14 protein-coding genes and 3 pseudogenes are annotated in these 21,734 nt (G+C 70.3%); 6 read left to right on the top strand and 11 right to left on the bottom strand.

Going from position 1 to position 21,734, the window contains the following annotated elements; all coding sequences use genetic code 11:
• Positions 1-23 precede the first annotated feature (23 nt).
• The 5 genes from asnB to C2142_RS34030 all read left to right on the top strand — a co-directional run bounded on the left by asnB (position 24) and on the right by C2142_RS34030 (position 5,895).
• Complete coding sequence (asnB, locus tag C2142_RS34050; RefSeq protein WP_148646730.1) at positions 24-1,865, top strand: asparagine synthase (glutamine-hydrolyzing); 1,842 nt, start codon at positions 24-26, stop codon at positions 1,863-1,865.
• 12 nt (positions 1,866-1,877) lie between these two features.
• The gene (locus C2142_RS34045; protein ID WP_148646729.1) at positions 1,878-2,900 is read left to right on the top strand and encodes a FomB family phosphonate monophosphate kinase; all 1,023 of its coding nucleotides are present in this window, start codon (positions 1,878-1,880) and stop codon (positions 2,898-2,900) included.
• A gap of 38 nt (positions 2,901-2,938) precedes the next feature.
• Complete coding sequence (locus tag C2142_RS34040) at positions 2,939-3,916, top strand: AfsA-related hotdog domain-containing protein (protein WP_148646728.1); 978 nt, start codon at positions 2,939-2,941, stop codon at positions 3,914-3,916.
• A 56-nt stretch (positions 3,917-3,972) separates the two neighbouring features.
• Positions 3,973-4,947, top strand: a complete 975-nt coding sequence (locus C2142_RS34035) for a nucleoside-diphosphate kinase (protein WP_148646727.1) — start codon at positions 3,973-3,975, stop codon at positions 4,945-4,947.
• A gap of 165 nt (positions 4,948-5,112) precedes the next feature.
• Complete coding sequence (locus tag C2142_RS34030) at positions 5,113-5,895, top strand: isoprenyl transferase (RefSeq protein WP_148646726.1); 783 nt, start codon at positions 5,113-5,115, stop codon at positions 5,893-5,895.
• 159 nt (positions 5,896-6,054) lie between these two features.
• On the opposite strand, the gene C2142_RS34025 is transcribed toward C2142_RS34030, so the two are convergent.
• From C2142_RS34025 to C2142_RS33995, 7 genes are all read right to left on the bottom strand, one after another.
• Positions 6,055-6,936 carry an alpha/beta hydrolase gene (locus tag C2142_RS34025; RefSeq protein ID WP_148646725.1) on the bottom strand — a complete coding sequence of 294 codons (882 nt, stop codon included), beginning with the start codon at positions 6,934-6,936 and terminating at the stop codon, positions 6,055-6,057.
• A gap of 83 nt (positions 6,937-7,019) precedes the next feature.
• Positions 7,020-7,862, bottom strand: a complete 843-nt coding sequence (locus C2142_RS34020) for a methyltransferase domain-containing protein (RefSeq protein WP_148646724.1) — start codon at positions 7,860-7,862, stop codon at positions 7,020-7,022.
• A gap of 47 nt (positions 7,863-7,909) precedes the next feature.
• A complete protein-coding gene (locus tag C2142_RS34015) occupies positions 7,910-9,016 on the bottom strand; it encodes a terpene synthase family protein (RefSeq protein ID WP_148646723.1) in 1,107 nt (368 codons plus the stop codon).
• Between the two features lie 86 nt (positions 9,017-9,102).
• Positions 9,103-10,539 (bottom strand): cytochrome P450, encoded by a 1,437-nt coding sequence (locus C2142_RS34010; protein WP_148646722.1) that lies wholly within the window; start codon positions 10,537-10,539, stop codon positions 9,103-9,105.
• Positions 10,540-10,567: 28 nt separating this feature from the next.
• Entirely contained in the window at positions 10,568-11,638 is a 1,071-nt protein-coding gene (locus tag C2142_RS34005; RefSeq protein ID WP_148646721.1) for a polyprenyl synthetase family protein, read from the bottom strand.
• Between the two features lie 70 nt (positions 11,639-11,708).
• Positions 11,709-12,953, bottom strand: coding sequence for an FAD-dependent oxidoreductase (locus C2142_RS34000; RefSeq protein ID WP_162002624.1), 1,245 nt, complete (start codon positions 12,951-12,953; stop codon positions 11,709-11,711).
• A 438-nt stretch (positions 12,954-13,391) separates the two neighbouring features.
• Positions 13,392-14,126, bottom strand: a complete 735-nt coding sequence (locus C2142_RS33995; protein WP_148646719.1) for a polyprenol monophosphomannose synthase — start codon at positions 14,124-14,126, stop codon at positions 13,392-13,394.
• A gap of 228 nt (positions 14,127-14,354) precedes the next feature.
• On the opposite strand from C2142_RS33995, the gene C2142_RS33990 reads away from it, so the two are divergent.
• Entirely contained in the window at positions 14,355-15,245 is an 891-nt protein-coding gene (locus C2142_RS33990) for an oxygenase MpaB family protein (RefSeq protein WP_148646718.1), read from the top strand.
• A 53-nt stretch (positions 15,246-15,298) separates the two neighbouring features.
• On the opposite strand, the pseudogene C2142_RS40800 reads toward C2142_RS33990, so the two are convergent.
• The 4 genes and pseudogenes from C2142_RS40800 to C2142_RS33965 form a co-directional block, all read right to left on the bottom strand.
• A pseudogene (locus C2142_RS40800) lies at positions 15,299-16,799 on the bottom strand (condensation domain-containing protein).
• Positions 16,779-18,137, bottom strand: a pseudogene (locus tag C2142_RS41805) (AMP-binding protein); the annotation flags it as partial. The pseudogenes C2142_RS41805 and C2142_RS40800, both read right to left, overlap by 21 nt.
• Before the next feature lie 76 nt (positions 18,138-18,213).
• Positions 18,214-19,860 (bottom strand): annotated as a pseudogene (locus tag C2142_RS41800) (condensation domain-containing protein); the annotation flags it as partial.
• Positions 19,857-21,734 (bottom strand): condensation domain-containing protein (locus tag C2142_RS33965; RefSeq protein WP_241002937.1); only part of this gene is annotated, 1,878 nt, incomplete at its 5' end. The pseudogene C2142_RS41800 and the gene C2142_RS33965, both read right to left, overlap by 4 nt.

Below are 21,734 nucleotides of genomic sequence, written 5' to 3'. Positions count from 1 at the left end.
CGTAGTGGAGAGGTGACATTTCGATGTGCGGCGTAACGGGGTGGGTCGACTTCGGTCGCGACCTGTCGCGGGAATACGAGATATTGCGTGCGATGACGGACACGCTGGCCTGTCGCGGCCCGGACGCGGAGGGCACCTGGCTGGATCGGCACGCGGCCTTCGGGCACCGCCGGCTGGCCGTCATCGACATCGAGGGCGGAACGCAGCCGATGTTGGGCGGTACCGGCGCCGCGGGCCAGATCGTCCTCACCTTCAGCGGCGAGATCTACAACTTCCGTGAACTGCGGCAGGAGTTGGCCTCGTTCGGCCACGAATTCCGGACGAAGAGCGACACCGAGGTGGTCCTACGGGCCTATCTCCAATGGGGTGCTTCGTTCGCCGAGCGGCTCAACGGAATGTTCGGGTTGGGTCTGTGGGATCCCCGAAGCCAGGAGCTGCTGCTGGTCCGCGACAGGATGGGCATCAAGCCGCTCTACTACTTCCCGACCCGCGACGGTGTCCTGTTCGGCTCGGAGCCCAAGGCCATCCTCGCCAACCCGTTGGCGCCGAGGGAGGTCGACGCCGACGGCCTGCGCGAAGTGCTCGACATGGTGAAGACGCCGGAGCACGCCGTCTTCCGCGGGATGTACGAGGTACGGCCGGGGCACATCGTGCGGGTCACCCGCTCCGGTCTGACCAAGCACCGCTACTGGTCGCTCGAGGCCAGGCCGCACACCGACGACCTCGACACCACTGTCAGGACGGTGCGCGAACTTCTGGAGGACACCGTCCGGCGGCAGATGGTGTCGGACGTCCCGCTGGCCACGCTGCTGTCCGGGGGCCTCGACTCCTCCGCCGTCACCGCGCTGGCGGCCGGCACCGTCGGCCCCGGGAGGCTCCGCTCGTTCTCCGTCGACTTCTCGGCGGCCTCCGACCGGTTCGAGCCGGACGCGGTGCGACTCGAAGCCGACGCGCCCTTCGCCCGTGAGCTCGCCCGGCACGTGAAGGCGGACCACACCGAGATCCTGCTCGACAGCCGCGAGCTGCTCGACCCGGCCGTCCGCTCGGCCGTGCTGCGTGCCACGGATCTGCCGCCCGCGTACTGGGGCGACATGTGGCCCTCCCTCTACCTGCTGTTCCAGGCCGTCCGGCAGCATTCCACCGTGGCGCTCTCCGGCGAGTCGGCAGACGAGCTCTTCGGCGGCTACCGGTGGTTCCACAACCCGCGCGCCGTCAAGGCGGACACCTTCCCGTGGCTGACCTCCGGGTCCTCCCGCTACTTCGGCGGCCTGCGGCTGCTCGACTCCGGTCTGCTCGAGAAGCTCGACCTCCCCGGCTACCGCGAGGCCCGTTATCGCGAGGCACTCGACGAGGTACCCGCTCTTCCCGGTGAGGACGGCCTGGAGCGCCGGATGCGGGAGATCACGTATCTCAACCTCACTCGCTTCGTCCAGACCCTGCTCGACCGGAAGGACCGGATGAGCATGGCGGTCGGCCTGGAGGTGCGCGTGCCGTTCTGTGATCACCGCCTCGTCGAGTACGTCGCGAACGTGCCGTGGAGCATGAAGTCGTTCGACGGCCGGGAAAAGAGCCTGCTCCGCGCCGCCACCGCCGACCTGCTGCCGGCCTCGATCGTCGAACGGAACAAGACGCCCTACCCGACCACCCAGGACCCCGGCTATGAGCGGGGCCTGCGCAAGGAGACGGCGGCGATCCTCGCCGACCGGAGTGCGCCCGTCCACCTCCTGCTCGACGCCGGGAAGGCCCGGACGGCGCTCGATCGGCCGCAGGGCGTGGTCAGCCGCTCCTACGACCGGGGAAGCCTGGAACTCGCGGTCTGGCTCAACCGGTGGCTGACCGAATACAACGTCACCCTCACGATCTGAGCGAACACAGTGATGACTGCCCCCTTCACGGGCCCACCGGCCGCAGGGCCGCCGCCCGGCCCGGCAATCAGGTCGACGTCCGTCGTCGACCTCAACCTGATCCGCATCCGGCTGTGCAGCAATCTGGAGAGCCCTCCCGCGCGGTCGTACTTCACGCGTTTCGCGGCCGACGATGCCGCGGCCGACTTCGAGATCCGCTGTTACGACCTCGACCGCGACAAGGTGGACGTCGAGGCCGTCCGGCACCTGGTGGACTCCACCGTGCGGGCCAAGCGCTTCACCAAGGGCTACTACCGCGGCCCCTATTTCGGTGACCCGGTCTACCTCGTCACCCGTGGCCGGACGTTCCACGTCTACGGGCGCTCGCTGGAGAAGCTGGTCTGGCCGTACTTCATCAAGCACATCCTGAGTGTCCACGCCGCCGAGAACGGCCTGCTGGACCTCAAGGCAGCCGGGTTCACCCTTAACGGCGACGGCACACTCCTGTTCGGGCAGACCGGCGGCGGGAAGAGCGTCTTCCTCGCCCAGGCCTGCCTGGGCGGCGCACAGTTCCTCTCCAACACCCACATGCTGGTGCGGGGGGTCACGGCACACGGTGTCCCGTCGGCCATGCGGGTCCGGCGGGACGCGTGTTTCGGAGAGCTCATCGACCGACACCGGCTGCCCCGGCACATCGAGGAGGGCGAGTACATCTCCAGTCCGGAGATCCTCTTCGGGAAACCAGCGACGAATTCCGCCCCGGTCCGCAACATCGTGATCGTCAACTCACGCCAGGACACTCCGGCCGGATTTCACCAGGTGGATCCGGGAACGGCACTCCCCTTCCTGGACCAGTTCGGCCTCGGCGTGACCACGTACGGGTTGAAGGACGATCTGATCGCACATTTCGGTTACGACGTCCAGCGCTACGCAAAGCACTACAACACCATGCAGAAGACGCTTGCCGGTCTCTGCGAGAACGCCCGGTGCTACGTCTCGAACGTCGACATGATGGACCCGTCCGCCCGGGCCGCGGTCCTCTCCGACCTTCAGTAGCAGGTCCTTCGCACGTCGGCATCAGGAAAGGATTTCCCATGGGAGTACAGGCGATCGCACACCGGCAGACCATACCGAGGGAGCTGGTGCACAAGTGGTCGATCGACGAGGTCTTCATCACTGATTTCTCGGTCACGTCAGATCGCGAAATGCTGATGGGCGTACAGCTGCCCCGCGCGCACAGCTTCTACTGCGAGTACCCGCTGCAGAACCACCAGCCCGACCTCGCGCTGCTCGTCGAGGTGTGCCGACAGGCGTGCTTCGTCGTGGCACACAGCCAGTTCGGCATCCCCGTGGAGGGCAACGACTACCAGTTCCTGTTCCAGGAGCTCGACGCCCGGCTGGCCGACGAGAAGCCGCTGGACACCACACGACCGGTGAACGCGGTCCTGGAGAGCACGGTCGAGCGCGAGTGGAGGCGCGGGCGCGTGCTGTCGGGCCTGCTGTGGAACTTCGTGATCCGGGTGGACGGGGCGAAGGTCGCCGACGTCCGCATCCGCATGACGTGGATCAAACGGACCACGTGGCGGGAAATGCGCAACTTCATGCGCAAGGGCCGCGAGCTGCCGATCCAGCTGGTGTTTCCGGAGCCGCCCACGACGACGGTGAGCCCGCAGGAAGTGGGGCGGGTGAACCCCGAGAACATCGTCCTGGCAGATCTCGCCCTGGCCGACGACGTGTCCACAGCCACCGTGCGGGCCGACATCCGCCATCCGGTCCTCTTCGACCACCCGATCGACCACATCTTCGGCATGGTGCAGTTGGAGGCGGCACGACAGCTGGCACTCGCCACCATCTCCCGGCGCACCGGCACTCCGGCCGCAGAGCTGGAGATGACTGCCTGCGCCACGAGCTACACCTCGGTCGCGGAGTTCGACCTGCCGACCGAACTGCGGGCGCGGGTCGGCACCGAGGACGATCCCGCCAAGACGTACCTGGGAACGCCCCTCACCATCGATGTCGTCCAAGGGGCCCGGCCCGTGTCCCGCTTCGACCTCCGCGTCCGGGCGCGCTGACCCGTCCCCCCGCCCGCGGCAGGCATTTCGGAAGAACTTCGGAGGCAACACCCGTCATGGTCCCCATCGACTTCGGCACCGGTCGACTCGGCGACGAGATTCCGGCCTGGCTATCGGTCCAACCGATGAAGCGGAGGTTCTACGGCCTCGATCTGTACTTCCGTGAAGGATGGGAGGACCTCGCCGCGGCCGGGCCGGCCGAGGTGGTCCGTGGATGGCTGGACCGCCACACGGTGCTCCTGTGCAAGCCGGACGCCGTGGTCGGCCGCGAGCTGGAAACAGTCTTCGAATGGCTGGCGCGGCACGACGCCAGGGTCGTCGCGGCGGAGATCACCAGCGGCGGCCGGCATGTCATCCGCGCGTTGTGGGAGTTCCAGTGGAACATCGCCACCCGTGACCGCCGCGATGTCACGGAGCTGTTCATGGAGCGGACGCCCATGCTGCTGCTGGTGGTGCGGATGCCCGCGGGCGCACTGCCGGCCTCAGTGAGGATGGCGGGACTCAAGGGGTCGGCCAATGCCACGGACCGCGCGCCGCACCAGCTGCGGTCCTCGCTGACCACCACGAACTACATCCTCAACGGCGTGCACTCGCCGGACGAACCGGCCGACGTCGTTCGCGAGCTCTCCGTCCTCCTCGATGAACGACAGCGGCGACGGGTCATCCAGGCCATCCGGACCGGCTCGGAGGAATCCCCCCGGGCCAAGGCCGAGCGGCTCTACGCGCAGACACCGGGCGAGCCTGCCCTCGACCTCGTGAGCCGCCGATCCCGCTGGCTGGAGGCCATCGGATCCGCCGGGCGGGACGGCGTGGTCCACGCGGACGAGGACGCACGGCTGCGCGGACTCCTCGCCGACGTCGAGTCCGGCCGACGCGACTGGCGCGACTTCGTCACGGCGATGGAGGACGCCGGAATCCCGTGGGACGCGTGGGACACCGTCGTACTCGGCACCGCCCTCGCCGACGCCCACGTTCCGGACCGCCTCCGAATTCTCCCCGGTGCCTCACCGGCGGAGTGGTCCCGCGGCTGACGAACGGCCCCGAGCAGCCGGACGTCCCGCCGGGACGCGTCGAATCGCCTTTCGCCGCCCGGTCAAGTGGTCTCTGTAGCAGGATTGTTACAAGCTGTGGCGGAGGGGCCCCACGGGCGTTGATACCGTCTGCTGGAGATACGTACGACCCGTTGGAGAGGGTTCATGAAGCTGCTCCCGCTGTTCCTCCGCCGGCAGATGGAGGCGGTGTACGAGCGTCGGCTGGCCAGCACCCTGGAGGGCCTGCCCCGCCCGAAACACGTCGGGATCATGCTCGACGGCAACCGCCGCTGGGCCCGGCAGGCGGGGCACGAGGACGTCCGGGAGGGGTACCGCGCCGGTGGCGCCAAGGCCGCCGAGTTCCTCGGCTGGTGCACGGCCGCCGGAATCGAGCACGTCACCCTCTTCATGCTCTCCGACGACAACCTCGGGCGGCCCGCGGAGCAGCTCGGGCCGCTGATCGAGATCATCGAGGAAACCGTCAGGAACATCGCGGCCGAGGACTGCCCCTGGGAGGTCCAGGTGATCGGCTCGCTCGACCTGCTGCCCGGCGACAGCGCCCGGGTGCTCAAGGAGGCCGCCGCGGCGACCGCCGGGCGCGGTCGGCTCAAGGTGGACGTCGCGGTCGGCTACGGCGGCCGCCGGGAGATCGTCGACGCCGTCAAGAGCGCCTTCGAGCAGCACATCGCGGCCGGCGGCGACCCGGTCGACCTGATCGAGCGGTTCGACGTCGAGGACATCTCCCGGCACCTGTACTCGCCGACCGCCGACCGCACCGACTTCATCATCCGCACCTCCGGCGAGCAGCGCCTTTCCGGATTTCTGCTCTGGCAGTCGGCCTACGCCGAGATGCACTGGGTGGACTGCTACTGGCCGGCGTTCCGCCGCGTCGACTTTCTTCGCGCGCTGCGCTCGTACGCCGGTCGCGAGCGGCGGTTCGGCAAGTAGCCCGACATCACCGGCCGGACCGGTGGAAGACCTCGACGGCATTCGCCCCCGCCGGATCACATCCGGCGGGGGCGAAGTCACAACCCGCTCATACCGTTCGCCGACAGCGTGGTGTCCGGTCGGGCGTTGCCCGGCTCGCCCGGAGCGGCAGCCCCGACGTCACGCCGTCGTCCCTCCCAGTCCCATCTGGGCGAGGACGGCGTCCCCGAGCGCGGTGCCGCCGGCGCCGAGATCGTACGGGATGCTGAAGTGGTCCCGCGCGGCGGCGACGATCTCGGTGAGCGAGGTGCGTGGGCGCAGGGCCTGCGCCATCCGGTCCTGCTGGCAGGCGTACTCCTCGGTCTCGTTGCCGCCACGGGCGATGATCAGCGGCGGCAGCCGTGACGGTAGCCGGTGCAGCGGGCTGTTGCGGTGCGCTCCGGCCTCGTCCAGACTCAGCGCGTCGTTGACGTAGGACAGCCGTACCGGTTCCAGGTCGTACATCCCGCTCAGCAAGGCGGCGCCGGCGATCCGGCCGGAGACGTCCGGTCCTTCGAAGGGACCGTCGGAGGAGTCGGGTAACAACGCCATCGCTATCAGGTGGGCGCCCGCCGAATGCCCGCTGACATGGAGCCGGTCCGCGGCGAACCCGAGCTCATCCGCGTTCCGCACCAGCCACCCGATGCTGCGGCGCACCATGCCGACCATGTCGTCCAACCGGGTGGCCGGCGCCAGGCCATAGTTGACGACGGCGAACGCTGCGCCGGCCCGGAGGAGCGCCGGACCGGGAAATGCCGATTCCGACCGGCTCAGCGCCTGCCAGTTCCCGCCGTGGACGAACACCTGCAACGGCGGCGGTTCCCGGCGCCCGCCGGGGCGGCCGGCCACGGCCGGGAAGTAGTCCAGCGTCTCCGCGGGGTGAGGTCCGTACGCCAGGGCGGTGTGGACCGGGTGGGACCGGCGCGCGGTCTCGCTCAGCTGCGCGTACTCGTCGAGATAGGCCTGCAGGCTCGGCACGCGGGAGCTCGGCGAGTACTGCCGGTCCAGCGTGGCCTGGTCCATCCCCCGGTAGACGGCGCCGGGGGACGTGCTCCCGGCCCGTGCGGGCCGGGAGCCGTCCGTAGCCGGCGCTGGAGGACGCCTGGTCACCCGCGCTCGGCGACTATCAGCATGTTGGTGGGCAGGCGCGCCTCGAACAGGCCGGTGAAGACGGACTTGCCGGCCGACAGGACTGCCGGGTCGAGCGACGTGGCGGAGCCCGCGGTCTCCTGCTCGATGGCCTCCAGCAGGTGGAGCTGGTGTGCCATGGTCTCGGGGGTGATGTCCCTGTACTCGACCGGGAGCAGCCGGGCCTCGATGAGGAACCGGATGTACTCGTCCAGCTTCAGGAAGGGGCTGTTCATCGAGAGCCTCCGGTAGGCCTCGACGACCTCCCGCTGCTGCTCGGTCGGCGTGGCGATCTCCACCCGGTCGGTCAGTACCAGCCGGCCGCCCGGCCGCAGCACCCGGGCGATGCGCCCGAAGGCGCGCGGCCGGTCGTTCATGTGCACGAGGGACTCGATCGCCATGACGGCGTCGAACGACTCGTCGGGGTAGTCCATCTCCTCGGCGTCGACCACCTCGAAGGTCACCTGGTCGGCCAGGCCCGCCTGCTGGGCTGCCTCGCGCGCCTCGTCGATGAGCTTCGGACTGGTCGCGATGCCGACCACGTGGACGCCGGCGGCCTTCGCCAGGCGGATCGCCGGGGCACCGAGCCCGCAGCCGACGTCGAGCACCCGCGCGCCCGGCTTGACGGCGAGACGCTCGATCACGATGTCGGTCATCCGGTCGGTCGCCTTCTGCAGCGAACTCCGGTCCTCCGAGGACGTCCAGTACCCCACGTGCACGTTGTTGCCGACCAGCTGATTGATCAGCGGGATCGAGTTGTCGTAGAACGCCGCGATGTCGTCCTTGGTCGGAACGAATGACGCGATCGAGCCTTCGGTCATCGGTAGGTGCCTTTCGGAGCGTACAGAAGTGGTGTCGGAAACACTGGTCACCGGGTCGGTTCACCGGTGATGGGGACGGCGGGGAAGTAGGTGTGGTCGGGCGTGAGCCGGACCTCGCCGCTGAGGACGCCGTTCCAGACGAAGCCCTCGCCGTGGTAGCGGGGGGCCATGTAGGACCAGCGCTGGTTGGCGGCGCTGATGGCCTGGAAGGTCTCCAGCACGGGCAGCAGGCCGGGGTGGTCGGCCAGCGGCGAGGCGCAGATCTCCGCGTACTGCCGCACGGCCTGGTCCTGCCGGTCGTCGATCAGTGCCGCCACCTTGTCGACGGCCTCCTGGAGGCTCAGTCCTTCGAAGCGCCGCAGCAGGCAGACCGCGTTGTTGTGATCACCGCGGGCGCACTCGGCACGGAACGACAGCAGGTCGTTCGGAAGGTACCAGTGGTCCATGATGCTCTGCCAGTACTGCTGGACCAGCGGGTCGTCGAGGACCTCGCGGTCCAGGTCGACGCCGAGCACGTACTCGGTGACCACGTGGTAGAAGAGCGTGGCGGAGCTCCCGCCGGCGGCGCGCATCTCCATGTAGCTGTCGAGGTCGGTGATCTTCTGGCTGAGCAGGTCGCTGGCCTCGTCCCGGATCGTCTCCAGGCTGTAGTAGTTGAACGCCTCCACCAGCCGGCCGAACATCGCGGTCGAGCACTTGGCGCTGAAGCGGGTGATCAGGTCGTTGATGCTGTCCATGGCCCAGGGCTCGTCCGGAGCCGCGCCGCCCTCCAGCATGCCCCTGAGCTTGCCGATGTAGCCGTCCACCGCGGACTGCCTCGCCACGTCCGAACTGTCCGGCGTGGTCCGCAGGCGGGCGACGTCGGCGTCGTGGATGAACAGCCAGTCCGTCAGGTTGCAGATGTCCAGCACACGTTCGGTGTCCAGATTGTAGTAGGACATGCAGACGAACATCGCGCTCAGATTGTCGCGCAGGATCTGGTCGGCCGCCTCCGGGTTGCCCGGCAGGAGCTTCTCACGGACCCAGGCCTCGTGACGGCGGAGGATCTCATAGTACTCGGGGTGGAGGCCGCAGGTGAAGCGCTGGGCAAGGACCGGGAATTGGACCCGGGTGTCCTGACCGATCCCGGGACAGGGGTTCAGCTCTTCGGGCATGGGTGGTACTCCTTGGCATGTGTGGTGGAACGACTTCGACGGCGGCCCGCCCGGGATGCGGGCGCGGGGGTTCTGGGGGCCGGCGCTCAGGCGTCGGCCGCCGGCCGGGCGGCGGTGACGGGGCAGCCGGGCGACTCGACTGCCGGGGCGCTCGCGGCGACCGCCGGCGTGCGCCCCGCCCGCCGCTTGGCGACCAGGGTGAGCCCGACCGGTTCGAGCAGAGCGGCGCTGCGGGTACCGACCTTGGCCCGCGGCGGCCGGCGCAGCCGCCACTTCGCGACGATGGTGGCGAGGGCGATGGTGGCCTCGGTGAGCGCGAAGTTGTTGCCGATGCACTGGTGGATGCCGGCGCCGAACGGCAGGTAGGCCTCACGGGGCCGGGATGCCGAGCGCTCCGGCAGCCAGCGGTCCGGGTCGAAGTGCTCAGGGTCCGGGTAGAGCCGCGCGTCGTGATGGATCGAGTAGGGACTGAAGAAGACGTAGGTGCCCTTCGGGATGGGATGGCCCCCGAGCTCGGTGTCGGCCGGGGTGATGCGCGGCAGCAGCCAGGCCGGCGGGTAGAGCCGCAGGACCTCGGTGACCACGCGGCCCAGGTACTCCAGCCGGGGCAGGTCGGCGACGGTGACCGGCCGGCCGGCCAGCACCTCGGTGACCTCCGTGAAGAGCCGTTCCTCCACGTCCGGGTGGATGCTGAGCAGGTGCAGCGCCCAGGCCAGCGAAGTGGCGACGGTCGCGCTGCCGGCCGAGAAGAGCGTGACGACCTCGTCGCGCAGTTCCTTGTCGCTCAGCGGATCCCCGTTCTCGTCCCGGGCGGCCAGGAGCATCGACAGGAAGTGCTCCGGGTCCGTGTCGTCACGCTCGCGGTACTCGGCCACCACATGGTCGCCGAGGCCGTGCAGGGCCTGCTGGGCGCGGGTGAAGCGGCGGAACTCCTCGGTCGGGAGGGTGTGGGTCCAGGCCGCGGGGACGACGCTGCGCCATCCGATCCCCTTGGACGCGGTGGACACGGCCCAGACGATCCGGTCCGTCATCTCGTCGGTGAAGCGCCCCTCGTACAGCATGTTGCCGATGACCGAGACGGCGAGCTGGAAGAGGTCCTTGTGCACGTCGACGGCCTGGCCGCTGCGCCAGCGGGCCGTCATCTGCTCCGCCGCCTCCCGCATGCCGGAGTGGTACGCGGGCATCCGCGAGCGCTGGAAGGCCGGCTGCATCAGGCGCCGCTGCCGGCGGTGGAAGGCTCCCTCGCTGATGGCGAGCCCGTTGCCGACGAAGGCACTGGAGATGTCGTACAGCGGACCGGCCTTGATGAAGTCCTTGGTGCGGGAGACCAGGAGCTCGCGCACCAGCGTCGGATTGTTGACGATCCGGGCCTGCTTGGGGCCGAGGTTGATCGCGGTGATATCGGCGAGTTCCCGCTGCTCGTCGAGGAACTTCAACGGCCAGACTGCGAAGCCGAGCACGTGGCCGAGCACCGGGATGCCCCCCGGCACTGCCCGGGCCTTGATTTCCAGCTCTTGCGACATGATCACGGTTCCTCGAACTCGGTTGTTCTCAGGCGATGCGGGTGGTGGCGGCGGCCGCGAGGCTGTCCAGGACGGCCCTCGCGGAGGAGTGCAGCGGGGCCGCGGCGAGGCTGTCCACCGCTCGCCGACGCCGGTCGGCGATCATCTGCTCGATCACGCCCACGGCGCCCGTGTCGACGAGGACGGCCCTGACCTCCTCGGCGGCCTCGTGGCTCAGCTCCGGGTCACCGAGGTGCGCGTCCAGGCGGCCGGCCTGAGCGGGAGTCGCCAGCTCGTAGGCGGTGGTGACCAGGACGGTGTGCTTGCCCTCGCGCAGGTCGTCCAAGGCCGGCTTGCCGGTGTGGTCGGGGTTCCCGAAGACACCGAGCAGGTCGTCCCGGAGCTGGAAGGCTTCGCCGACCGGCAGGGCGTAGTCGGACAGGGCCCGAAGCTGGCCGTCGTCGGCGCCGCCGATCATCGCACCGAGCTGCAGCGGACGCTCGAAGGTGTACTTGGCGGTCTTGTAGCGGATGACCCTCCACACGGCGTCGACATCCGGGACCCGGTGTCCGGTGGCCTGCAGGTCGAGGTACTGGCCGACCAGGGTCTCGGTGCGCATCGCGTTGAGCACGGCCCAGGGGATGGCGGCCCGGTCCTCCGCGGAGCCCTCCCGGTACAGCAGGTCGTACGACCACCCGAGGGTGAGGTCGCCGAGCAGGATTGCGGCGTTGGCACCCAGGGCCTCCGCTCGCGGATGGTGCCGGTTCAGGCCGGCGAGGACGCGGTGAGCGGTGGGGCGGCCGCGGCGGGTGGCGGAGTTGTCCATGATGTCGTCGTGTATCAGCGCGAACACGTGGAAGAGCTCCAGCGAAGCCGCCGCCCGGATCACCACCGGCGGCGGAGGCTCATGGCTGACCGCCTGCCATCCGGTCACGCACAGGACGGGCCTCAACCGCTTGCCGCCGGCATCCAGCAGGTCGCGCAACGTTCGGGTGAACAGGAGGAGTTCGGGACCGGTGGCAGTGCTGTCCTGCTCGTCGAGGAATGTGTGGAGGAGCTCGTCGACCGCAGAACGAATACCGGACGGATCGAGAACGGGGGGGACATCCAGAGTTGTCACGTCGAATTAGTCCGTTTCAGGCTGGTCTGGATCTTTCGACAGGAACGCGATTCCCGTCTGGAGCGCGGGCTCAGCTCCAGGACACCCCGAGGGCCTCCGCCGCCATCACGCCGGCGTGGCAGCCCGCCTCGTGAAAACCGTTGCCGTGGTAGGCACCGGCCCATGCGATGACGTCATCGGTGATCTCCGGCAGCCTCCGCTGCGCGGCGACGCTCTCCCGGGTGAAGACCGGGACTTCGTAGGTCTCGTACGCGACCAGCTTCTCCGGGTCGATCGTGTCGGTGGGGTTGAAGGTCTTCAGGTAGCGGACATCCGTATCGAGGTGCTGCGACTTGGTCACGTCGACATGGCAGTCGGAGAAGAACGGGCGCGGAGAGGCGCAGGAAACCTCCATCATCAGTGCGCTTGACAGCTTGTCGGACGGCAGGATGCTGCTGTCGGTGTGCAGCACCATCTCGACCTTCGCGTACTCGAAGGCCCCGAGGACGGCTCGTTCGGCCGACGTCGGCCGGTCGAGCAGCCGCAGTGCCTGCGCCGGGTGGACCGCGACAACGGCCTTGTCGAAGTGGTGCACCCGGTCGGCTCCGTCGCGCACCTCGACCCCGCCCTCGCGGCGGCTGACCGACCGCACCGGTGTCGCCACCCGGACGGAGGACAGGCCGGCGGCGATCCGCTCGACGTACGTCCGGCTCCCCCCGTCGACCACCCGCCAGGCCGCGCGGGCCTCGGGACGGGCGAGCGGGCTCATGGTCGCGGCGAGGAAGCGGGCCGGAATGCGGTCGAGGTCCCGTGCGTGCAGCAGGAACCACGGCCCGATCCTCGGGTAGAGGTGGTGCCGGGTGAAGTAGTCGGAGTAGGACCTCTCGCGCAGCAGCCGCCCGAGGGTGAGCTCGTCGTCGCCTCCGCCCGCGAGTTCGGCCAGCTCGGTGCCGAAGCGCACCAGGTCCTCGGTGAACTTCTGCCAGGTGGCGTCGCTGGCGTCCCGCGGCCGGCGGGGCAGCCCCTCCGCACCCAGGGTGTCGCCGTCCATGTGGGCGAACTCGCAGTCCCGGCAGATCAGATCGGCCGACTGCACGGCCTCCTTGCTCATGACGCCGAGCTCCGCGAAGAGCCGCATCAGGTTCGGGTAGGCCAGCTCGTTGAAGCCGACGAACCCCAGGTCCGCCGGGAACGGGCCCGCCATGCGGGTGTCGGCGTTTCCACCCAGCCGCGCTTTGGCCTCGAAGACGGTGACGTCGAAGCTCCTCTGCAGGATGTGAGCCGCCGTCATACCGGATACTCCCGCGCCGATGACGGCGACGGTCTGCCTTGCCATGATTCCCCCGTTTTCGCATGTCCTGCTACCTCGGGGCCCGGCCGGCGGACGTGGTCCTGAACAGGCCGCCGCTGGGGCGAGCTGCGCGAATGGTCCTCGACCGGCCTCGCCACATGTAGTGGGCCCCGCCGCATCAGTGTTTACACCCACGCGCATTCGAGTAAACACTCGAACTTCGGCACAATGAGCGAGTAGATGACTTTCGGCCAACTCGAGTGGCGCTGCTTCAAGCTGGTCAGCCGTCATATGTACGTCACAGGTGGCGGACCACACCTGGCGTCACGCCTTGATCAACTGGCTGAATATCGCCCAGAGACAGCGGGGGCGGGGTCCGGCCTCACGAGGGATGAAACCGCGAAGGGCCCGCCGTCGGCCTCCCCCGGCCACCCGAAGGCAGGCAGGAGTCCGACGGCGGGCCCCGGGTCAAGGGGCGGGGTGTCAGCGCCTCCCGGGGCCCGCGAGCAGCCTCCACGGCGTCAACGCCGACTCGATCTGCACGGCCAGGCTCATCTTGGAGGCGCCCTCGACGCGCTCCTGGAACCGGATCGGCACCTCAAGGATCCTCATCCCGCGCCTGACGGTGCGGAAGTTCATCTCGACCTGGAAGGAGTACCCGTTGCTGCGGATCGACGGCAGGTCGATCGCCCGCAGCGTCTCCGCCCGCCAGGCCTTGAACCCCGCGGTCGCGTCCCGGACCCCCAGTCGCAACAGCGTGTTGACGTAGATGTTCGCCCACGCCGACAGCGCCTTGCGGTGCCAGGGCCACTCCGCCGCCGTCGAGCCCCCGGCGACGTAACGGGAGCCGAGTACCACGGCGGCGTCCGTGCCCAGCAGGGTCTCCACCATGGCCGGCATCACCGACGCCGGGTGCGAGAGATCCGCGTCCATCTGGATCACCACGTCCGCCCCCTCGGCCAACGCCCGGGTCATCCCGGCGATGTAGGCGCGCCCGAGCCCGTTCTTCTCGGTGCGGTGCAGCACGCCCACGCGGTCCGGCGACTCCGCCGCGAGCTTGTCCGCAACCTCGCCCGTACCGTCGGGCGAATTGTCGTCCACCACCAGCAGATGCAGGTTCGGCAGCAGGTCGGTGAGCCGGCCGGCGAGGACGGGCAGGTTATCCCGCTCATTGTAAGTGGGAACGACGACGACAACCTTGGGCGCGACCTCTACCATGATCCAACCTCGTGACCTTCCGGAGGTGCGCGGGGGACGACGCCCACGCAACACCACAAACTGTCCTTGTGCTGCGACAAACTGTAGTTGAGCTCGCGGGACATCGCGCGCCCGGCCCCGGATGCCGACAGGACGGATCAGCTCCGAAGCCCCGCGTGATAGACAAGTTGACCTGCCATCAGGTTTCGTGAGAATCCCCTGAAACCCTACGGACGGGAGAGCCCGGACATGCCGTCGACGGACCATCAGGAGACGGGTGGCACCGAGCAGCGGCACACTCCCGGGCCGGAGCCGCTCGGCGCCGGCTCGCTGATGTGGGACATCGCCGGTGAGTACCGGTCGCTGCTGATCGTCCCGTCGGCACTCCTCCTGCAAGTGGCCCATCCGATGGTCGGCGCGGCCGTCGGCGACCACTCGGCCTTCCGCGCCGACGCCTGGGGACGCGCCCTGCGCACGGGCAACTCGATGCTCAAGTACATCTACGGCGGTCCCGTGGCGCTCTCCGAGGGGCGCCGGTTGCGGGAACTGCACCGCTCCTACCACGGCGTCGACGAGCAGGGGCGCGCTTACCACGCCCTCAACGGCCCGGCCTACGCCTGGGTCAACGGCAGCCTCTTCGAACGGTATGTCACCGCCCGTCGGCTGTTCGGGCGCCCGCTCGACCTCGCCCAGCAACGGCAGCTCTACGCGGAGTCGCGCCAACTCGGCCGGGTGCTGCTCGTCCCCGAGCGGGAAATGCCGCCCACCGTCGAGGAGTTCCGGAGGTACTTCCGGGACATGGTCACCCACCGGCTGGAGAACACCGCCACCGCCCGGACGCTGCTGACCGCCCTACGCCACCCGCCGCGGCCCCCGGACCTGCCCGCCCGGCTCGCCCCGGCCTGGCCGGCGCTGCGTGAGACGCTGGGGCGGCTTGCCCGGCTGGTCACCGTGGGCACCCTGACGCCGGAGCTGCGGGAGCTGCTGGGGCTGCGTTGGACCGGAACCGACCAGCGACGGATGAACGCGTTGGCGGCCGGTGTGCGGGCCGGCCACGCGATCCTCCCGGAGCGGTACCAGTACATGCGCGACGTCGCCCGGGTACGCAGCGGTGAGCTGCGGCCGGGGGCGCCGTCCTGATCCCGGGGACGGGCCGGGCCGACGAGTCCCGCCGGCCCGGCCCGTCGGCCTGGTCAGCCCTGGTCGCCGAGCATGGCCGCGATCGCGTCGAGCTGGGCCTGGTCGAGCTGGGCCAGCGGGAAGTCCTCCGGCCGCGGGCCGGACGCCTCCGCCGCCCGCTCCCCCGCGCGCAGCTGGTCGAGCTCCGCCAGGAAGGCCGCGGACAGGGCCTGGACCGTCGCCTGCCGGTGGGTCTGCGGGCAGTGGGTCCAGCTCACCTGCAGCCGCCCGCCCACCACGACCGCGGTGACGTCCAGCAGGTGGCGCCGGGTACCTGCCGGGTCGGCGGAGGGGCCGGTGCTCTCCGACGCCGTGGTGAACGGGCCGTCGGCGTCCTGGGCGGTCGTGACCTGGCCGAGGTAGTTGAAGCGGACCTGCGGATCCGGGAGCGCGCGTATTGCCTCCACCGCCTCGTCCGACCGCCCGTAGCGCAGCAGCCCGTAGCCGAGGCCGCCGCCGGGTACGTTCGCGAGCCGGTCGTGCACCCTGCGGCGGGTGGCCCCCGGGTCCTCCCCCACCGGAACGTCCAGAGCGAACGGGTACTGACTGGTGAACCAGCCGACCGTCCGGGAGACGTCCACGTCGTCCCAGTGGGACTCACGGCCGTGGCCCTCCAAGTCCAGGACCACCCGCCGCTCGCCGGTCCAGTCCGCGATCGTCCGGCCCAGGGCGGTCAGCAGCGTGTCCAGCGTGCCCACGCCGGCGGCGGCCGGGCGCAGCAGGGCCTCGGTCTCCTCGGCGCCGAGCACGGTGGTCACCGTCGCGGCGCTGCCGTGGGTGTTGGCCGACGGCCCGGCGTCGTCGCGCGGGACGGCAAGGCCCGCTCCGCCCAACGCCTCCTTCCAGTAGCCGAGTTCCGCCAGCGGCTCCTCCGAGTGCGCGTAGAGCTCCAGTCGCTCGGCCCAGGTGCGGAAGGCGGTGGTCTTGGCCGGCAGGCGGCAGTCCGCCGGCCGCCTGCTCGTAGGCGGTGGCGAGGTCGTCGAGCAGAATCCGCCAGGAGACGCCGTCCACCGCGAGGTGGTGGACCACCAGAAGCAGTCGGTCCTGGCCGCCGCCGAAGGTGAACCGGACCGCGCGCAGCACGCAGCCTGCGGTCAGATCGACGGCCGTCTGCACCCGCGTCGCCAGTGCCTCGATCGCCGCAGGCCGCTCCGCGTCGGCCACCTCGGAAAGGTCCACGGTCGCCGACAACGGGCGGTCCAGAGCCTCCAGGCCCGCGTTCTCCAGCGACCAGCCGCCGTCACCGTCGCGCAGCAGACGAAGCCGCAGCGCGTCGTGGTGGGTGACCACCACGCGCAGGGCCTCCTCCAGCGCCCGCGGATCCAGCGGCCTCGGGGCCCCGAGAAGCACCGCCTGGTTGTAGTGCTGCGGAGAGGACGGCTCCGCCTCCAGGAACCAGCGCTGGATCGGGGTCAGCGGCACGGGGCCGCTCGCCACGCCCTGGTCCGCCACGGCCGCACCTGAGGCGGCCCGGACCTGCGGTGCCAGCTCGGCGATGGTCGGGAACCGGAACATCAGCTTGGGAGTCAACGCAAGACCCGCCCGCGCCGCCCGCGCCACCACCTGAATACTCAGGATCGAATCCCCGCCCAACGCAAAGAAATCATCATCCCGGCCAACCCGCTCCACCCCCAGCACCCCGGCCCACACCCCGGCCAGAGCCACCTCCACCGGCCCCCGCGCAGCCTCGAACACCGCCGACGCCCCCCCGAACACCACCTCCGGCAAAGCCCGCCGGTCCACCTTGCCATTGCCCGTCAACGGCAACCGCTCCAACCCCACGAACACCGACGGCACCATGTACTCCGGCAACAACCCCGCACAATGCGCCCTCAACTCCCCCTCCCCCACACCCGCACCCCACACCCCGAACGCCACCAACCGCACCACACCCGCACCATCCGCACGAGCCACCACCACCACCTCGCGCACCCCCGCACAACGACGCAGAACCCCCTCCACCTCACCAGGCTCCACCCGGAACCCCCGCACCTTCACCTGATCATCCACACGCCCCAAGAACACCAGCGAACCATCAGCCAACCGACGCGCCCGATCCCCCGTCCGATACATCCGCGCACCCGGCCCACCAAACGGATCCGCCACAAAACGCTCCGCCGTCAACCCCGCCCGACCCAAATACCCCCGAGCCACACCCCCACCCCCGACAAACACCTCACCCGACGCCCACACCGGCACCGGACGCAACCACTCGTCCAACACATACACCCGCGCCGAACCCAACGCCGACCCGATCGGCACCGAACCCGCACCCCCGACCGAACCCCCCACCTCGAACGACAACGCCCCCACCGTCGTCTCCGTCGGCCCATAGTGATTCACCACCCGACACGACGGCACCAACCCCCCGACCCGCCCCACCAACTCCCAGTCCGACACCTCACCACCCAGCACCAACACACCCGACGGCAACACCCCCGCCGCCCCACCCCCGTCCAACAACGCCCGCAAATGCGACGGCGTCACCTTCAGACAATCCACCGGGAACCGCCCGAAATAACCCGCCAACGCCACCGGATCAACCGCCACATCCAACGGCACCACATGCAACGTCCCCCCCGAACACAACGCCGGGAACACCACCGTATGACCCAAATCCGCCGCAAGCGTCGACACCACCGCATACCGCGAACCACCCGGCAACCCCAACCGCGCACCAACCCCCGCCACATACCCCGCCAAACTGCCATGGGACACCCCCACCGCCTTCGGCACCCCGGTAGAACCCGACGTGAAGATCGCATACGCGAGCTGGTCGTCGGAGACCCGGCCGGCGGGCTCCTCGGCACTGTGCGCAGCGATCAGCGCATGGTCGGCGTCCAGCCGGACCACGACCCGGTCCGGCGCAGCCGGCCCGGCGTGCTCCGCCGAGGTGACCACGATCCGGGCGCCGGCCCAGCAACTCGGAACGGCGCGCCGCCGGCAGGGCGGGATCCAGCGGCAGATAGGCACCACCGGCCTTCATGATCCCCAGCAGGCCGACCACGAAATCGACCGAGCGGTCCAGGCAGAGCCCGATCGGGCGATCCGCGTCGGCCCCGAGGCTCCGCAGGTGGTGCGCCAGCCGGTTGGCCCCTTCGTCGAGCTCCGCGTAGCTGAGCGTCCGGTCCAGGACCCGGACCGCCTCCCGCTGCGGGTGCCGCCGGGCCTGCTCCGCCACCTGGACGTGGACCGCGTCCGTACCCCGGCCGCCTGTGGCGGGCACCCGGTCCGCCGGCCTGCCGTCCTCCGGTGCGGCGTCCACCACGGCCAGCGCGCGCAGCGAGGTGCCCGGGTCCGCCACGGCCGCGCGCAGCACCGCGAGCAGCTGGCCGGACAGCAGACGGGCGTCCACCGGCGACAGCACCCCGGTGTCGTACCAGAGGTCGAGCCGCAGGGAACCGCCGTCGTCGCGGGCGGCGACCCTGACCTCGAACCGCTCGGTCACCGCGTCGGCCTCATCGAGCTGGAACGTCCGGGCCCGCGGCACCGGTTCAACAGCGGACCAGTCGAAGGCGGCGGTGAACAGGGCGCCCGAACGGGTCTGCGGCAGCCGTGACTCGATCTGCTCCCAGCCGAAGTACTCCTGGACCTCGCCCATCCGGTCCAGCTCGTCCTGCAACCGCCGGGCGAAGCCGGCCAGCGACTCGTCCGACCCCGACCGCGTACTGGAGGGCAGGTACTTGACGAACGCACCGACGGCCGACCGCAGTTCCTCGGCCCCCCGGTTGTCGAACCGCACCCCGACGGCGAAGTCCGCCGCCGTGGCTATCCGCTCCAGCAGCAGGCGCCACACGGCCAGCACGACGGTGGACGGTTCCACACCGAGCTGCCAGGCCAGCTCGCGCAGGCCGGTGCGGAGCTCGGCCTGCAGCTGTCGGCGCAGGACGGCCGGCCGAAACAGCGCCTTCTCGGCACTGTGCCCGGAGAACGGCAGCTCCGGCCCGACCAGCCCGGCCGGGTCCTGGCCGAGCCAGTACTCGCGCTCCAGCCCGAATTCCTCGGCGGTGAGAAGGTCGTTCTGCCACTGGGCGAAGTCGGCGTACTGGAGCGGCCCGTCGTCCGGCTCGTCGTCCGGCTCGCCGTCCTGGGCGAGCTCGCCCACCAGAACGCGCAACGAGGCCTCGTCCGCGCAGACGGCCGGCAACCGCAGCAGCAGTTGCGCCGTGTCGCCCGGCTTGCCGGTCATCAGCACCAGGGCGGCCGACAGCGCCGGGCCGTGCTCCAGGTCGACGGGCCTGGCAGGCCACGCCTCGCGCAGTTCGGCGTACCGCTTCCGCTGCTCGTCGGCGGGCAGTTCGCGCAGGTCGTGGGTCTCGAAGCCGACCTCGGTCCGGTCGTCGGAGATGACCTGAAGCGGCACCTCGACACCCGCCGGACGGCGGAACACGGTCCGCAGGATCTCGTGGCGCGCCGCCAGCCGCTCCAGGGCGGCGCGCAGCTGTCGGGGGTCGCAGGGCTCCTGCACCCGGACGGCGCACCAGGCCGCGTAGCTCTCCGGGCGTCCCGCCGCGAGCAGACCCCAGATGTGGCGCTGCTGGGTCGACAGCCGGTAGCCCTCGATGGCCGAGGTCATGCGATTCCTCCTTCGGCAGGCTTGGAACCGCCTGCCTCTTGCGTGATTTCCCGACGGACGTTCTTCAGGCGCTTCAGGCTGGCCAGGCTGACGGAGCCGCGGCGTTCGCGCCGGGCCCGGTCGTCGGCCTCGCCGACCTGGCGGGTCAGCGCGGACAGCCGGGCGTCCGGTTCGACGGCCGCGACCTCCAGCAGGTGACCGAAGCGGCGGGCGAGCCTGGCGACCGACGCACTCTCGAACAGGTCCGTCTTGTACTCGAAGACGGCACGCAGCGTGTCACCGATGCGCTGGACGTCCAGGCGCAGGTCGTAGCGGGCCTGCTGCTCACCGTGGCGGACCGGCTCTACCCCCAGGCCGGCGAAAGCCTCGGCCACCGCCGGGGCCTCCTGCACCACGAACCAGGTTTGGAAGAGCGGCAGATGGCTGTCGCTGCGCTCCGGGCGCAGTTCCTGCACCACCCGCTCGAAGGGCACGTCCTGGTGCGCGTAGGCGTCCAGACAGACCTCGCGGGCCCGGCCGAGGAGTTCGCGGAAGGTGGGGTCGCCCGCCAGGTCCAGCCGGAGCACGAGCGTGTTGGCGAAGAAGCCGATCAGGCCCTCCAACTCCGCACGGCTCCGGCCCACGATCGGCGTACCGACCACGACCTCGTCCAGGTCGCGGTTCTGGCCCAGTGCCACGGCGAACACCGCGAGCAGCGCCATGAACGGGGTGACGCCCGCCTCCCGGCTGATCGCCTGGAGCCTCGCGTCGGCCGATGCCGACAGCTGGACGCTCTCGATGGCCGCCCCGACGCCCCGCGCAGCCTCGCGAGCCCGGTCAGTGGGCAGTGTGATCGCCGGGAGTCCGCCCAACTGCTTTTTCCAGTAGCCGAGTTCTTCGGAGAGCCGGTCACCTTCGAGCCACCCACGCTGCCAGCGCGCGTAGTCGGCGAACTGCACCGGAAGCGCCGGCAGTTCGAGCTTCCGACCGGCTTCGGCAGCCTCGTACTGCGCGCCCAGCTCGGCCAGCAGCACTTCCAGCGAGTGCCCGTCGGCGATCAGGTGGTGCAGGCCGATCGCCAGCACGTGCTCGGCGGGGCCCAGGCGCAGCAGCGCCACTCGCCACAACGGACCGGTGGTCAGTTCGAACGGCCGGTCGGTGACCTCGTTGACCAGCCGGGTGACGGCACTCCCCCGGTCCCCCTCGGGCACGGCGCTCAGATCGACCAGCGGCACCGCGGCCGGACAGCCGGACCGCACCACCTGGCGCGGCTCGCCGGGATCGCCGTCATCGACATGAGCGCGCATCACGTCGTGCCGGTCGATCAGCCGCTGCCAGGCGGTCCGGAACGCGGCCACGTCGAAGGGGCCCCTCAGCCGCACCGCGGCGGTGATGTGATACAGCGAGGTGCCGGGCTCCCAGCCCTCAAGGAACCAGAGCCGGCGCTGGGCGAACGAGAGCGGGGCGGGCTCGGCGCGGTCCCCCGGCAGCAGCGGCGGCAGGGCCTCGGCCGCCGCCCCGGTCTGGGCGCGGCGGACCGCCTCGACGGCCGCGGCCAGCCGGGCCACGGTCGGCTCACTGAACAGCAGCCTCAGCGGCACCTCCACACCGAAGACCGCCCGCAGGCGGTTGTGCACTCGCGCGGCCAGCAGTGAGTGGCCGCCGAGGGCGAAGAAGTCGTCGTCGACGCCGATCCGGTCCACCCCGAGAACGTCCTGCCAGACGGCGGCGAGCACCGCCTCGACGGCGCTCCGCGGAGCGCGGTACGACGTGCCGAGGCTCTCCGCGGCGGGTTCTGGTGTGGGGAGGGCGCGGTAGTCGGTCTTGCCGTTGGGGGTGAGGGGGAGGGTGTCGAGGAGGGTGTAGGTGGTGGGGATCATGTGGTCGGGGAGGTG

It is taken from the genome of Streptomyces sp. CB01881 (assembly GCF_002953255.1).
Taxonomy (GTDB): Bacteria; Actinomycetota; Actinomycetes; order Streptomycetales; family Streptomycetaceae; genus Kitasatospora.
Note: the sequence above shows the minus strand (reverse complement) of the source record. Positions and strands in the feature narration are given on the sequence as shown.

Coding starts and splice junctions, on each gene's coding strand:
- asnB (WP_148646730.1), top strand. CDS start 24: ATGTGCGGCGTAACGGGGTGGGTCGACTTCGGTCGCGACCTGTCGCGG.
- C2142_RS34045 (WP_148646729.1), top strand. CDS start 1,878: ATGACTGCCCCCTTCACGGGCCCACCGGCCGCAGGGCCGCCGCCCGGC.
- C2142_RS34040 (WP_148646728.1), top strand. CDS start 2,939: ATGGGAGTACAGGCGATCGCACACCGGCAGACCATACCGAGGGAGCTG.
- C2142_RS34035 (WP_148646727.1), top strand. CDS start 3,973: ATGGTCCCCATCGACTTCGGCACCGGTCGACTCGGCGACGAGATTCCG.
- C2142_RS34030 (WP_148646726.1), top strand. CDS start 5,113: ATGAAGCTGCTCCCGCTGTTCCTCCGCCGGCAGATGGAGGCGGTGTAC.
- C2142_RS34025 (WP_148646725.1), bottom strand. CDS start 6,936: ATGGACCAGGCCACGCTGGACCGGCAGTACTCGCCGAGCTCCCGCGTG.
- C2142_RS34020 (WP_148646724.1), bottom strand. CDS start 7,862: ATGACCGAAGGCTCGATCGCGTCATTCGTTCCGACCAAGGACGACATC.
- C2142_RS34015 (WP_148646723.1), bottom strand. CDS start 9,016: ATGCCCGAAGAGCTGAACCCCTGTCCCGGGATCGGTCAGGACACCCGG.
- C2142_RS34010 (WP_148646722.1), bottom strand. CDS start 10,539: ATGTCGCAAGAGCTGGAAATCAAGGCCCGGGCAGTGCCGGGGGGCATC.
- C2142_RS34000 (WP_162002624.1), bottom strand. CDS start 12,953: ATGGCAAGGCAGACCGTCGCCGTCATCGGCGCGGGAGTATCCGGTATG.
- C2142_RS33995 (WP_148646719.1), bottom strand. CDS start 14,126: ATGGTAGAGGTCGCGCCCAAGGTTGTCGTCGTCGTTCCCACTTACAAT.
- C2142_RS33990 (WP_148646718.1), top strand. CDS start 14,355: ATGCCGTCGACGGACCATCAGGAGACGGGTGGCACCGAGCAGCGGCAC.